The sequence below is a fragment of the Aeromicrobium sp. CF4.19 genome, from assembly GCF_051262555.1.
Lineage (GTDB): Bacteria > Actinomycetota > Actinomycetes > Propionibacteriales > Nocardioidaceae > Aeromicrobium.
On the sequence record NZ_JBIMEU010000002.1, the window covers coordinates 473832 to 486161 of the forward strand.

Annotated in this window: 16 protein-coding genes; 7 read left to right on the forward strand and 9 right to left on the reverse strand. The window is 70.7% G+C overall.

Annotated features, from left to right (window positions below):
- Positions 1-5: 5 nt before the first annotated feature.
- Positions 6-1313, reverse strand: a complete 1308-nt coding sequence (locus tag ACHAAC_RS06905) for an acyl-CoA dehydrogenase family protein (protein WP_435715321.1) — start codon at positions 1311-1313, stop codon at positions 6-8.
- 182 nt (positions 1314-1495) lie between these two features.
- Here ACHAAC_RS06905 and def point away from each other — a divergent pair, with 182 nt between their 5' ends.
- Entirely contained in the window at positions 1496-2089 is a 594-nt protein-coding gene (def, locus tag ACHAAC_RS06910) for a peptide deformylase (RefSeq protein WP_435715322.1), read from the forward strand.
- A gap of 6 nt (positions 2090-2095) precedes the next feature.
- On the opposite strand, the gene ACHAAC_RS06915 is transcribed toward def, so the two are convergent.
- Both ACHAAC_RS06915 and ACHAAC_RS06920 read right to left on the reverse strand, forming a co-directional pair.
- Positions 2096-2668, reverse strand: coding sequence for a 1-acyl-sn-glycerol-3-phosphate acyltransferase (locus tag ACHAAC_RS06915; protein WP_435715323.1), 573 nt, complete (start codon positions 2666-2668; stop codon positions 2096-2098).
- 49 nt (positions 2669-2717) lie between these two features.
- Positions 2718-3533 carry a TrmH family RNA methyltransferase gene (locus tag ACHAAC_RS06920; protein WP_435715324.1) on the reverse strand — a complete coding sequence of 272 codons (816 nt, stop codon included), beginning with the start codon at positions 3531-3533 and terminating at the stop codon, positions 2718-2720.
- Between the two features lie 18 nt (positions 3534-3551).
- On the opposite strand from ACHAAC_RS06920, the gene ACHAAC_RS06925 reads away from it, so the two are divergent.
- Positions 3552-4079: a YbhB/YbcL family Raf kinase inhibitor-like protein gene (locus ACHAAC_RS06925; RefSeq protein ID WP_435715325.1), complete on the forward strand. Its 528-nt coding sequence runs from the start codon at positions 3552-3554 to the stop codon at positions 4077-4079.
- Between the two features lie 7 nt (positions 4080-4086).
- Here ACHAAC_RS06925 and bluB read toward each other — a convergent pair whose 3' ends face one another.
- The 4 genes from bluB to ACHAAC_RS06945 form a co-directional block, all read right to left on the reverse strand.
- Positions 4087-4716, reverse strand: a complete 630-nt coding sequence (bluB, locus tag ACHAAC_RS06930) for a 5,6-dimethylbenzimidazole synthase (protein ID WP_435715326.1) — start codon at positions 4714-4716, stop codon at positions 4087-4089.
- Positions 4713-5792 (reverse strand): SPFH domain-containing protein, encoded by a 1080-nt coding sequence (locus tag ACHAAC_RS06935; RefSeq protein WP_435715327.1) that lies wholly within the window; start codon positions 5790-5792, stop codon positions 4713-4715. Before ACHAAC_RS06935 ends, bluB begins: the two co-directional genes overlap by 4 nt.
- 40 nt (positions 5793-5832) lie before the next feature.
- A complete protein-coding gene (locus ACHAAC_RS06940) occupies positions 5833-6276 on the reverse strand; it encodes an NfeD family protein (RefSeq protein ID WP_435715328.1) in 444 nt (147 codons plus the stop codon).
- A gap of 108 nt (positions 6277-6384) precedes the next feature.
- On the reverse strand, positions 6385-7188 hold the full coding sequence (locus ACHAAC_RS06945) for an ABC transporter ATP-binding protein (RefSeq protein ID WP_435715329.1): 804 nt from the start codon (positions 7186-7188) through the stop codon (positions 6385-6387).
- A gap of 92 nt (positions 7189-7280) precedes the next feature.
- Between ACHAAC_RS06945 and serB the strand changes: the two genes are divergently transcribed.
- Both serB and ACHAAC_RS06955 read left to right on the forward strand, forming a co-directional pair.
- Entirely contained in the window at positions 7281-8492 is a 1212-nt protein-coding gene (gene serB, locus ACHAAC_RS06950; protein ID WP_435715330.1) for a phosphoserine phosphatase SerB, read from the forward strand.
- Between the two features lie 4 nt (positions 8493-8496).
- The gene (locus ACHAAC_RS06955; protein ID WP_435715331.1) at positions 8497-9666 is read left to right on the forward strand and encodes an MFS transporter; all 1170 of its coding nucleotides are present in this window, start codon (positions 8497-8499) and stop codon (positions 9664-9666) included.
- Between the two features lie 3 nt (positions 9667-9669).
- Here ACHAAC_RS06955 and ACHAAC_RS06960 read toward each other — a convergent pair whose 3' ends face one another.
- On the reverse strand, positions 9670-9885 hold the full coding sequence (locus ACHAAC_RS06960) for a dodecin (protein WP_435715332.1): 216 nt from the start codon (positions 9883-9885) through the stop codon (positions 9670-9672).
- Between the two features lie 43 nt (positions 9886-9928).
- Between ACHAAC_RS06960 and ACHAAC_RS06965 the strand changes: the two genes are divergently transcribed.
- On the forward strand, positions 9929-10282 hold the full coding sequence (locus ACHAAC_RS06965; RefSeq protein WP_435715333.1) for a DUF3099 domain-containing protein: 354 nt from the start codon (positions 9929-9931) through the stop codon (positions 10280-10282).
- Positions 10279-10479: an acetone carboxylase gene (locus ACHAAC_RS06970; RefSeq protein ID WP_435715334.1), complete on the forward strand. Its 201-nt coding sequence runs from the start codon at positions 10279-10281 to the stop codon at positions 10477-10479. The genes ACHAAC_RS06965 and ACHAAC_RS06970 overlap by 4 nt, the downstream gene beginning before the upstream one ends.
- Before the next feature lie 25 nt (positions 10480-10504).
- On the opposite strand, the gene moaA is transcribed toward ACHAAC_RS06970, so the two are convergent.
- Positions 10505-11491, reverse strand: a complete 987-nt coding sequence (gene moaA / locus ACHAAC_RS06975) for a GTP 3',8-cyclase MoaA (protein ID WP_435715335.1) — start codon at positions 11489-11491, stop codon at positions 10505-10507.
- A gap of 70 nt (positions 11492-11561) precedes the next feature.
- On the opposite strand from moaA, the gene ACHAAC_RS06980 reads away from it, so the two are divergent.
- A complete protein-coding gene (locus ACHAAC_RS06980) occupies positions 11562-12329 on the forward strand; it encodes an SURF1 family cytochrome oxidase biogenesis protein (protein WP_435715336.1) in 768 nt (255 codons plus the stop codon).
- Position 12330: the final 1 nt, after the last annotated feature.

Below are 12330 nucleotides of genomic sequence, written 5' to 3' on the forward strand. Positions count from 1 at the left end.
CGCCCTCAGACGAGGACGACTCCTTCCATGACGGCGACGGCGCGCAGGTCGCGGTACCAACGCTCCACCGGGTGCTCCTTGACGAAGCCGTGGCCTCCGAGCAGCTGGACGCCGTCGGTGCCGATCTTCATGCCGTAGTCGGCGGCGAGGCGACGCGCGAGCGCCACCTCACGGGAGGCATCGCGTCCCTGCTCAGCGCGCGAGGCCGCTTTGAGGGTGACCAGTCGCAGCCCCTCGAGCTCGATCGCGATGTTGGCGACCATGAAGGCCACCGACTGACGGTGGGCAATGGGCTCACCGAACGCCTCGCGGGTCTTGACGTACTCCTTGACGTAGTCGAGCACGGCCTTGCCGGTGCCGACGGCCAGACCGGCCCAGGCGATGCGGGAGAGCCGGACGCACTCGCGGTAGTCCTCGCTCGTGCCGAGGACGGCCGACTCCGGGACCGTGACCCCGTCGAGCTTGAGGCGGGTCAGGGAGGCTGCGCGGAGTCCCATGCTGGGGTCCTCGGCCAGCGAGACTCCGGTGGCCCCGGACTCCACGATGATCAGCCGCGGCTCGCCGTCCAGCAGCGCGCCGACGACGAAGAGCTCGGCCTCGGTGCCACGGATGACGGCGGACTTGATGCCGTCCAGGACGATCGCGTCGCCCTGACGGGTGGCCGTGGTGCCGGGCGACAACGGGTCGAACAGGGCGGCCGGCTCGGACAGGGCGAGTGCGGCAGCCGGGACGTCGTCGCCGGTGAAGGCGGGAAGGTACGTCTGCTGCTGCTCGTCGGAGCCCCACAGCGAGATCGCCGTGGCGACGGCTGCAGGGGCGAGGCAGGCGACGGCCTGGCCCATGTCGCCCTCGGCAAGCGCCTCGCTCACCAGGACGCCGGTCACGGCCGAGCGCTCCTCGGACAACCCACCCAGCTCCTCGGGGACGTTGAGAAGCGTCAGGCCGAACTCGCTGGTCTGCGCGAGCACCTCCTTCGGCGTGAGGTCGGCGCCGTCGGCCTCGTCCGCGCCCGGACGCAGGACCTCGGCGGCGAACTCGCGCACGACGCCGACGATCATCTCCTGGTCCTCGGTGGGCGTGAGGTCGAACAGGCCGCTGTCGCTCGCGGAGGACTGTCGGCGGGCCTTGCCCGTGCCCTTCACGCGCTTGAACGTGCGGTTCGCCGTTCCGACAGCCTGGAAGCCGGACTTCGCACCCTGGTAGACGGCGCGCTCGGCTGCCTTGCGCAGACCGAGCCGGTCGATGGCCGGCGAGCTGGCGATGCGGTTCAGCACCGCCAGTCCGATGCCCATGGGGTCCTTGCGATTGGCCATGGAAGCTCCTTGGAGAACAGCCGTGGTCGGACCGAGGTGCCCGCCACGGGGCAACTGTAACTCAGAGTTGCATCTACCCGCTCGGAACGGTGCGACAGATCACCTCCGGATCACCGCACCGGGCCGCGCGACCGTGCCGATAGATTGGCGTCCGCCCATTCCACGTCGTCCAGGAGTCCTTGGTGTCGTACCCCCATTCTCGTCCGCTGCCCACCGGCGGATCCGCCCGGCCGATCACCCGGTGGGGCACCGCGGTGATGCACCGCGAGCTGGCGGAGGTCACCGCGTTCGACGACGACCTCGCAACCCTCGTGGCCGACATGGCGGCGACCATGGAGGCTGCCAACGGAGTCGGCCTGGCGGCCAACCAGGTGGGTGTCGACCTGAAGGTCTTCGTCTTCGACTGTCCCGATGACGACGACGTCCGCGTCACCGGGGTCGTGTGCAACCCGGTGCTGACCCTGCCGGAGGGGCTGGATCGTCAGCTGGAGGAGGCCGACGAGGGCTGCCTCTCTCTGCCGGGCGCCTTCACCGCGTGCTCGCGCCCCGACACGGCCACCGTCACGGGCTTGGACGAGAAGGGGAAGGCCGTGGAGTTCCACGGCACGGGGCTGCTCGCTCGTTGCCTGCAGCACGAGACCGACCACCTGCACGGCACGGTCTTCGGCGACCGGATCCCGGAGAAGTCGCGCAAGAAGCTGCACAAGCAGCACCACGAGAACGCCGAGCACTACCCCGAGGACTGGCCGCTCTCTCGCAGCACCATCGACGACTGAGTCTCCTCAGTCCTGCGGCGCGTCCTCCTCGCGGAGTCGGGCGGGGGTGGCGTTGGCCGGCTTGATGCCGTGCTTGTCGGCGAAGAACGCGCGCACGAGGTCCATGTCGGCGCGGACGTCGTCGCTGGCGTGGAACGTCGGCCCGAAGCCCATCGTCCTGGTGGGCGGGTCGAAGAAGGCCAGCGTCACGGGCAGGCCGGTGTCGCGGGAGAGGCGCAGGAAGCCCGACTTCCAGTACTCCCCCTTGGTCCGGGTGCCCTCGGCGGCCAGGATGAGCCGGAACGGTCGGCCGCTGCCGGCCTCCTCGGCGAGCTCCTGCACGACGCCGGCGGCGTTCTCACGATCCAGCGGGACGCCGCCCAGGCCGCGCAGCACCCAGGCGAGCGGCCCGCGGAAGAGCTGTCGCTTCACGAGCACCCGCGGGTGCGCCCCGCCGTGCCACATGACCATGAGCATGGTGATGAAGTCCCAGTTGGACGTGTGCGGCGCCCCGACGAGGATGCCGGTGGGCGGGACCTCGCCGACCATCCGGTAGCCCGTGACCTTGGCGAGACCCCTCGCGAATCGCTGTCGCATCATGGGCCGAGCCTAGATCGACCGGCGGAACGCCGACACGGCGGACGGAGGGTCACGATTCGTCGTTGCGGGGGCGCAGGTGCCAGCAGGCCACGGCGGCCGATGCGGCCACGTTGAGCGAGTCGATGTCCGCCGCCATCGGGATCCTCACCCGCAGGTCCGACTCACGCTGCCAATGCTCGGTCAGGCCGTGCCCCTCAGAGCCCAGCACCACGGCGAGCCGAGCTGCGGTGGCGTCCACCTCGTCCAGGCTCACGGCGTCCTCGGACAGCGTCATGGCGCAGGTGGTGAAGCCGCCGTCGCGCAGCAACGAGGGGGCCGAGTACCAGTCCTCGATGCGGGCGTACGGGAGCCGGAACACCGTGCCCATCGACACCTTGATCGCGCGACGGTAGAGCGGGTCGGCACACCGAGGAGACAGCAGCACGGCATCGAAGCCGAACGCCGCCACGCTGCGGAAGACCGCCCCGACGTTGGTGTGGTCGGTCAGGTCCTCCAGGACCACGACGCGTCGCGCCCCGCGCAGGACCTCCGCCGGCGAGCGTGGTTCGGGACGCTCCAGCGCGGCCAACGCGCCCCGGTGCACGTGGAACCCGGTGAGCTGCTCGATGGCTGCCTCGTCCAGCACGAAGCAGGGCACATCGTGGGTGTCCATGAGGTCTCGCAGCCCGTCCACCCAGCGTGGCGCCATCAAGAAGGACCGTGGGCGGTGCCCGGCCTCCAGGGCTCGGCGAACGACCTTCTCGCCCTCGGCCAGGAAGATCCCGCGCTCGCCCTCCATCGCCCGGCGCAGCTGGACGTCGCGCAGGTCGACGTAGTCGCGCAGTCGCGGGTCGGTCACGTCGTCGACGTGTGTCAGCTCGGCCACCTCGCTAGCGTAGGTGGCATGAGCCTCGACCGACCCGTCACACCCGATCCCTACCCCCTGCTGCCGAGCGTGCCCTCGTTCGATGTCACGAGCACCGACGTGACCGTCGGGCAGCCGCTGAAGGACGACCAGGTCAACGCCGCCGGTGACACCTCTGCGCAGCTGTCCTGGTCGGGCGCGCCGGAGGGTACGCAGTCCTACGTCGTCACGTGCTTCGACCCCGACGCCCCCACGGTGTCCGGCTTCTGGCACTGGGTCGCCGTCGACCTCCCGGCCGACGTCACCTCCCTGGAGACCGGTGCCGGCGCGGGAGACGACTCGCTGCCCGGTGGCGCCTTCCACGTGCGCAACGACGGCGGCGGGCACGCCTTCATGGGCGCCGCTCCCCCCGAGGGTGACCAAATGCACCGCTACTTCTTCGTCATCCATGCCGTCTCCAAGCCGACGCTGGGCGTCGACGCCGACGCCTCACCCGCCGTGGTCGGGTTCAACCTGGCCTTCAAGACGCTCGGCCGGGCCGTGCTGCACGGTACCTACCAGCACTGAGCCACCCTCAGCGCTCCTCCACGAGCTCCTCCAGGGGCCTGGCCTGCGTCCAGCGCTCCTGGAGGAGCATCGGCCGGTCGTAGAACCGGTCCACCGGCCCCAGGCACAGCACAGCCACCGGCTCCGAGCCCGGGGGCAGCTCAAGGAGCTCCGCCAGCCGGGCCGGCTCGAACATCGAGACCCAGCCCATTCCCAGGTTCTCCGCACGGGCGGCCAACCACAGGTTCTGGATCGCGCAGGCCACGGAGGCGAGGTCCATGTGCGGCATGGTGCGCCGCCCGAAGACGTGCTCCTCGCGGCCCGGGCCGAGGCTGACGACGAGCAGCTCGGCACACTCCTGGATCCCCTCCACCTTCAGGGCAAGGAACTCGGCGGCCCGCTCGTCCATCGCCTCGGCCGTGCGATCGCGCTCGTCCGCCACGAGCCCGGCGATGCCGTCACGGACTGCGGGGTCCGTGACCCGCAGGAAGCGCCACGGCTGCATCAGTCCGACGCTGGGCGCAGCATGTGCCGCCTCGAGCAACCTGCGCAGGACCGCCGCGTCCACAGAGCCACCGCTGAAGTGCCGCATGTCGCGACGCTCTGCGATGACGCGGTAGACCGCGGCGCGTTCCTGCTCGTCGAAGTGCTGTGTCACTCCGTCGGGGGCGGCGTGCCCTTGGGACGTCCGCCGGTGGGACCCTCGGCATCCTTGGCGGCCTCCAGCGCGGCCTCGACGGCTTCCTGGGTGGCTGCGGTGTCGGGGGCGTCCTCGACCACGGGCTCGTCGAGGTTCACCCGCTTCTTGCTGCCACCGCCGTCCACCGGGACCGTCCCGATCGCACCGCCCAGAGTTCCGAGGGCCTGGGTGAGCTCGGCGGGGACGATCCACGTCGACGCGTTCTCGCCGTCGGCGATCTTCGGGAGCATCTGCAGGTACTGGTAGGACAGCAGCTTCTGGTCCGGGTTGCCGTCGTGGATGGCCTGGAAGACGGTCTGGATGGCCTGCCCCTCGCCCTGGGCCCGCAGGATCGCGGCCTGGCGGTCGGCCTGCGCGTTGAGGATCTGGGCCTGCTTCTCGCCCTCGGCGGTCAGGATGGAGGCCTGCTTGGAGCCCTCGGCCGAGAGGATCGCGGACTGGCGCTCGCCCTCGGCGGTCAGGATGGCGGCACGCTTGTCACGCTCGGCGCGCATCTGCTTCTCCATGGCGTCGGAGATGGACGGCGGCGGGTCGATGCCCTTGAGCTCGACGCGGTTGACGCGGATGCCCCACTTGCCGGTGGCGCCGTCCAGCTCGCCGCGCAGCGCGTTGTTGATCTGGTCACGGCTGGTCAGGGCGTGCTCCAGCGTCATGCCACCGATGATGTTGCGCAACGTGGTCATCGTGAGCTGCTCGATGCCCTGGATGTAGTGGGCGATCTCGTAGGTCGCGGCGACCGGGTCGGTGACCTGGAAGTAGATGACGGTGTCGATGGAGACCGTCAGGTTGTCCTCGGTGATGACCGGCTGGGGCGGGAACGAGACGACCTGCTCGCGCAGGTCGATCATGTAGCGGACCTTGTCGATGAACGGCATCACGATGCTCAGGCCGGCGGGCAGCGTGATCCGGTACTTGCCGAATCTCTCGACGATGCCGGCGCGCGCCTGCGGCACGATCTTGACGGTCATCGTCACGACGACGATCGCGAGGATCGCCAGCAGGACGAGGACGATGGTCAGGGCGGAGGCGAACATCAATGCTCCTTGTGGGGTGGTGGTTCAGGGTGGGCTGGGCTCAGCGGGAGGTCACGACCGCCGTGGCCCCGTCGATGCGGGTGACGACGACCTCGGACCCGACGGGCAGCTCGGTCGAGGCCTCGGTGCGGGCCGACCAGATCTCGCCGGCGAGCTCGACCCGTCCGCCGTGGACACCGACGGGCTCGGCGACGAGCGCCGTGCGTCCGACGAGGGCGTGGTGCCCTGTGGTCAGGGTGGGGCCTTGGTGCAGCCGAGCCACCATCGGCGGGCGGGCGAAGTAGAGCAGACCGACCGCAACGGCCCCGAAGACCAGCAGTGCCAGCCACAGTGGACCGCCGAAGCCGCTGACGACGGCGGCCGCCAGCGCAGCGAGCGCGAACATGAGCAGGACGAGGTCCATGCTCATCATCTCGGCGACGGCCAGGACCACGGCGAGGCCGATCCAGACCACCCAGACGTTCTCGCTGAGCCATTCGATCATGTCCGGAGACCTCCGTGCTGTCGATGCGTCGGCGGGTGTCTCACGCTACCAGCGCGCCCGGTACCCGGCTCGGCTCGCGAGGCGTCCGCAGGAGGGAGGTGGGGACCATCAGTGCGCCCGGTGCCCGAAGGCGGAACGACGGGCGGTGTAGCGGCCGTCGACCAGCTCCAGCTCCAGCCGCATGCCGAAGGTGCGCCCCAGTGTCTGGGCGGTGAGCGTCTCCTCGATGGGGCCGTGGGCGATGATCTTCCCGTCGCGCAGCATCAACACGTGGGTGAAACCGGCGGGGATCTCCTCGACATGGTGGGAGACCATCACCAGCACCGGGGCCCCCGGTGCGCTGGACAGCATGTCCAGGCTCATCAGGAGGTCCTCGCGTGCGCCGAGGTCCAGGCCGGCTCCCGGCTCGTCGAGCAGGAGCAGCTCGGGGTCCGTCATGAGCGCCCGGGCGATCAGCGTCCGCTTGCGCTCCCCCTCCGACAGGGTGCCGAAGGTCCGGTGCGCGAGGGCGCCGATCCGCAGCTCGGCCATGATCTGCCGGGCGCGCTCCAGATCGGCCGCGTCGTACTGCTCGCGCCAGCGGCCCGTGACAGCGTGCGCGGCCGAGACGATGCAGTCCTCCACGGTCTCGCGTGGCGGGATGCGCTCGGCGATCGCCGTGCCGCTGTGCCCGATGCGGGTGCGCAGGTCGAAGACCTCGGTCTCGCCGAGCCGCTCCCCCAGGATCGTCGCGGTGCCCGTCGTGGGGTACATCTGCGCGCCGACGATCTGCATGAGCGTGCTCTTCCCGGCGCCGTTCGCACCCAGGACGACCCATCGCTGGGAGTCCTCGACCGTCCAGGAGACGTCCTGCAGCAGTGCCTTGCCGGGGCGCAGGACCGTGACGGAGTCGAGCTCGACCACCGCGGTCATGCGTCCTCCTCGTGGGCTCAGGGAATGCGGTCCCAACCTATCGTGGTGGGCGTGAGCGTCGTGGAGGGCCCGGGCCGATAGCCTCAGCCTCGATGACCGAGCACGTGCCTGCCCAGCACCTCACCGATGCGACCGTCCTGGTGACCCTCACCGGGCCCGACCGCAGCGGCGTCTCGACGCGCCTGTTCGAGGTGCTCGCCGGCTTCGATGTCGAGGTCGTCGACGTCGAGCAGCTGGTGGTCCGGGGCCGGCTCGTGCTGAGCGTGCTGGCCACCGAGCCGGACGATCTCGACGCGCTGTCCGCCGCGGTGCGGCAGGCGGGCACGGCGCTCGACCTCGACGTCGAGATCGAGCGAGGGGTCGGTGACAACCGCCCCCGTCGCGTCGGGCGCAGCCAGGTGACGCTGCTGGGCCACCCCTTGCGCCCCGCAGCGATGGCCGCGCTGACGGCCCGGATCAAGGCCGCGGGCGGCAACATCGACCGCATCCTCCGCCTGGCGCGGTACCCGGTCACCGCGCTGCGCCTGGAGGTGTCCGGCGCGGATCCCGACCAGCTCCAGTCCGACCTGGCCGAGGCTGCCTTCGAGCACCGGCTGGACCTCGCGGTCGAGGAGCGCGGCATCCTGCGGCACGCACAGCGCCTGGTCGTCATGGACGTCGACTCCACGCTGATCCAGGGTGAGGTCATCGAGATGCTCGCCGAGCACGCCGGCTGCTCGGTGGAGGTGGCGGCGGTCACCGAGGCGGCCATGCGCGGCGAGGTGGACTTCGAGGAGTCCCTGCGGACGCGGGTCGCGCAGCTGGAGGGCGTCCCGGCCCAGGCTCTGGACGCGGTCTACGAGGGGCTCGTCTACACCCCCGGCGCCCGCACCATGATCCGTACCCTCAAGCGGCTCGGCTACCGCTTCGCCCTGGTGAGCGGCGGCTTCACCCAGATCATCGAGCGGATCGCCGAGGACCTCGGGATCGACTACCACGCGGCCAACGAGCTGGAGATCGTCGACGGCCGGCTGACCGGTGCCATCGTGGGCAACGTCGTGGACCGTGCGGGCAAGGCCGATGCCCTGAGGTCCTTCGCTGCCGACGCCCGCATCGGTCTGAAGAACACCGTCGCGGTGGGAGACGGCGCCAACGACCTCGACATGCTCGCCGCAGCGGGGCTCGGCATCGCCTTCAACGCCAAGCCGCTCGTGCGCGACCAGGCACGGACGTCCCTCAACTCGCCGTACCTGGACTCCATCGTCTACCTCCTGGGGATCACGCGGGAAGAGGTCGAGGCCGCCGACGCCGGCGACCTCGACTGACCCGATGGCTCGACTCTCCTCCCGCACGTCGTTCGGGGTCATGCTCGTCGCCGTCCTGGCGATGCTGGCCGGTGCCAGCGCCCCCTCGCCGTTCTACCCCGTGCTGCAGACGCAGCTGGGCTTCGGCGACGCCGCGCTCACGGCGATCTTCGCGATCTACGTCCTCACCCTGCTGGCGACGTTGCTGGTGACCGGGTCGCTGTCGGACCACGTCGGGCGGCGCCCGGTCGTCGTGGCCGGTCTCGGCGTCCTCTCCCTGAGCATGGTGGGACTCGCGCTGGCCGGCTCGGTCCCCGCCCTGCTGGCGGCCCGTGCCGTGCAGGGCCTCGCCGCCGGCCTGCTGCTCTCCAGTCTCTCCGCCGCGGTCGTCGACCTCGAGCCGCCGGACCGGCCGGGTTCCGCACCGGTGGCCAACACCGTCCTGCCACTGGCTGGCCTCGCCGTCGGTGCTCTCGTCGCCGGCATCGCGATCGACGTCCTCGCCGGCCCGGGCCCCGTGGTCTTCGGCGCCTTCGCCGGCGGCTACGTCGCGCTCGCCGTCCTGGTGGTCCTGACGCCGGAGACCTCGCCCCGCTCCCCCGGGTGGGCGCGCAGCCTGCGGCCGCACGTCACGGTGGCGCCCGAGTCGCGGGTGATGTTCGTGCGGGTCCTGCCGGCGATGGTGGCGGGCTGGGCCACCGGCGGGCTCTACCTCTCCCTCGTGGCGCCGTTGGTCGCACGCGAGCTCGACGGCGGTTCCCACACCGTGCAGGGACTGGCCGTCGCGACGCTCATGGCGTCCGGATCCGTGGGCTGCTTCGTCGTGCGGCGGATGCCCGCCCGGCGCATCGCGCTGGTGGGCACGACCGCACTGGCCGTCGGCACGGCCCTGACACTGGTGATGCTGATCGCGCACACGCTGGCCGGCTTCCTGCTGGCCGTCGTGGTCGCGGGCTTCGGCTTCGGGACGGCGTTCCTGGGAGTGATGCAGTCGCTGACCCCGACCGCCTCCCCGGAGCACCGGGGAGGGCTGTTCGCCGCGATCTTCACCGCCAGCTACCTCGCGTTCAGCGTGCCGGCCGTCCTGCTGGGACTGCTCGTGCCAGTAGTCGGCCTCCTGCCGGCCACGCTCGGCTACGGCTCGGTGGTTACCGCGTTGTCCGCGGCGGCCGCCGTCATGAGGCTTCGGGCCTGAGCCCTACTCCTGGTCCTCCAGGCGGAAGCCCAGCTTCATCGTGACCTGGTAGTGCTGGACGTCGGTGTCGGTGATCTGCCCGCGGATCTGCTGAACCTCGAACCAGTCGAGGTGGCGCAGGGTCTCACCAGCGCGACGAATACCGTTCTCGATGGCCTCGGTCACGCCGTCCGGGGAGGTGCCGACGATCTCGCTGACGCGGTAGGTGCGGTTGCTCATGGACCCATCATGCAGCCTCATGGTCCCGGCGTAGGCTGGAGGTGTGCCAGCCGGAGAGCAGCAGGATCCCGACCGCCGTCGCGGCGAGGACAAGGTCTACTCGATCACCTCGGCCTCGACCGGTCACAGTGACGAGCTGGGGGCGCGCGAGATCCGCTACGCGATCTCGATGGCGATCCGCTCCGTGTGCTTCGTGGGTGGCGTGGTCGTGTGGCAGTACCAGACGTGGGTGGGCGTCGTCCTGCTCGCGCTCGCGATCTTCCTGCCGTACACCTCGGTGGTGCTGGCCAACGCCGGCGTCCGCACCAAGGCCAGCGGGTCAGACCTGATGGCCCCCGAGCCGCATGCGGAGCTGACCGACGGGCCGGCCGACGACCGCCCGGTCGAACGGACGTGATCGCTGACGGGCCCGGGGAGATGATCTGCTCCTCGAAGGGCTGCACGGCGCACGCGCTCCACCGGATCGAGTGGAACAACCCCAAGATCCACACGCCGGATCGTCGCAAGACCTGGCTGGCGTGCGAGGAGCACGAGCAGACGTTGCGTCGGTTCCTGGACGCTCGCGGCTTCTACAAGGAGACCGTCCCGCTCTGAGCCGGCACCGCGCTCTCGCGTGGGTTCAGCCGCCGATGGACGACATGGGTCGAGTGGGCTGCAGGAAGCTCGGGTCGTTGATCCCGTGGCCGGGGAGCTTCGTGGCCATGGCGGCGACCCAGCGGTGGGCGATGTCCTCGTCGCTCGCTCCCCCACGCAGCGCGGCGCGCAGGTCGGACTCCTCCCGCGCGAACAGGCAGTTGCGGACCTGCCCGTCAGCGGTGAGACGGACGCGGTTGCAGTCGCCACAGAAGGGCCGGGTGACCGATCCGATGATGCCGACGGTCTGGGGCCCCCCGTCCACCAGGAAGCGCTCCGCCGGAGCGGAGCCGCGTCCACCCTGCGGCTCCAGATCGACGTGCTCGGACAGCAGGGCCAGCGTCTCGTCGGCGGTGACCATCGCCTCGCGGCTCCAGCCGTGCTGGGCGTCCAGGGGCATCTGCTCGATGAAGCGCAGCTCGTACTCGTGCTTCAGGCACCACCGCAGGAGGTCGGGGGCCTCCAGGTCGTTGATGCCGCGCAGCAGGACGGCGTTCACCTTGACCGGCGTCATGCCGGCGGCCTTGGCCGCGGCCAGGCCGTCCAGGACGTCGTCGAGGCGATCGCGGCGGGTGATGGTGCGGAAGGTCTCGGGGTCCGTCGTGTCGAGGCTGACGTTCACCCGGTCCAGGCCGGCCTCCGCCAGCGCGCGAGCCGTGTGCTTGAGGCCGAGGCCGTTGGAGGTGATGGCCGTCCGCGGCGTGCCCTCCAGCGCCTTGGTGGCCGCCACGATGCCGGGCAGACCGCGACGCAGCAGGGGCTCGCCGCCGGTGAAGCGGACGTCCCGCACGCCGAGCAGCTCCACCCCGATGCGGATGAGCCGGATGAGCTCGTCATCGGCCAGGACCTCCTCGGTGGGCATCCAGTCCAGACCCTCCGGCGGCATGCAGTACTGGCAGCGCAGGTTGCAGCGATCCGTGAGGGAGACCCGCAGGTCGGTGGCGATCCGGCCGTGGGTATCGAGGAGCTGCATCCCTCCACTGTAGGTCCCCGGCACCACCCCTGCCGGGCATGGTCTTGGGCCGGAGAACTAGGTTCGGGACGTGTACGGCTTCCTGCTCTCGCGACGCTGGATCGGCTTTGCGCTCGTCGTCGTGCTGCTCGCCTCGATCTGCGTCCGGGCCGGGTTCTGGCAGCTGCACAAGCTCGATGACCGCAAGGCAGAGAATGCCGTCGCACGGGCCAATCTGGTGGCCGACCCGGCGTCGCTCGACGCGGTGGCCCCGTCGGGCGAGCAGGTCTCCCCCGACGACGAGTGGTCCACCGTGAGGCTGACCGGGAGGTACGAGCGGTCCGACGAGCTGACCGTGAAGTTCCGCACCCGTGACGGCTCGCCCGGCGTGGACGTCCTGACTCCGCTCGTGCTGCAGGACGGGACCGCGGTCCTGGTCAACCGGGGCTGGATGCCCACCGCCAACAACAGCGAGCGTCCGTCGGACATCCAGGCGCCTCCCGACGGGACGGTCGAGGTCGTGGGCTGGCTTCGACCCGACAGTCCTGCCGGGGACGAGGCCGTCGCCCCGTTCGAGGGCCAGGTGCGGGCGGTCTCCAGCGCTGCCGTGGCCGAGGCCACCGACCTCACCCTGCGCAGCGGCTACGTCGACCTGCAGGAGCAGACCGGCGGGCCGGGTGATCTCCGCCTCGAGCCGGTCCCGGACCTGGGCGAGGGCCCGCACTTCTTCTACGCGCTGCAGTGGTGGTTCTTCGGCCTGCTCGCCGTGATCGGCTTCTTCTGGTTCGCGTGGTCGGAGGCTCGCGAGAGACGTGATCCCAGCGTGGGCCGACAGGCACACGCCGTGGGCGGGTCGTAGG

Bases quoted from the DNA above. Each gene is read 5' to 3' on its own strand.
- ACHAAC_RS06925 (WP_435715325.1), top strand. From the start codon at position 3,552: ATGAGCCTCGACCGACCCGTCACACCCGATCCCTACCCCCTGCTGCCG.
- ACHAAC_RS06915 (WP_435715323.1), bottom strand. From the start codon at position 2,668: ATGATGCGACAGCGATTCGCGAGGGGTCTCGCCAAGGTCACGGGCTAC.
- moaA (WP_435715335.1), bottom strand. From the start codon at position 11,491: ATGCAGCTCCTCGATACCCACGGCCGGATCGCCACCGACCTGCGGGTC.
- ACHAAC_RS06945 (WP_435715329.1), bottom strand. From the start codon at position 7,188: ATGACCGCGGTGGTCGAGCTCGACTCCGTCACGGTCCTGCGCCCCGGC.
- serB (WP_435715330.1), top strand. From the start codon at position 7,281: ATGACCGAGCACGTGCCTGCCCAGCACCTCACCGATGCGACCGTCCTG.
- ACHAAC_RS06935 (WP_435715327.1), bottom strand. From the start codon at position 5,792: ATGTTCGCCTCCGCCCTGACCATCGTCCTCGTCCTGCTGGCGATCCTC.
- ACHAAC_RS06905 (WP_435715321.1), bottom strand. From the start codon at position 1,313: ATGGCCAATCGCAAGGACCCCATGGGCATCGGACTGGCGGTGCTGAAC.
- ACHAAC_RS06955 (WP_435715331.1), top strand. From the start codon at position 8,497: ATGGCTCGACTCTCCTCCCGCACGTCGTTCGGGGTCATGCTCGTCGCC.
- ACHAAC_RS06940 (WP_435715328.1), bottom strand. From the start codon at position 6,276: ATGATCGAATGGCTCAGCGAGAACGTCTGGGTGGTCTGGATCGGCCTC.
- ACHAAC_RS06960 (WP_435715332.1), bottom strand. From the start codon at position 9,885: ATGAGCAACCGCACCTACCGCGTCAGCGAGATCGTCGGCACCTCCCCG.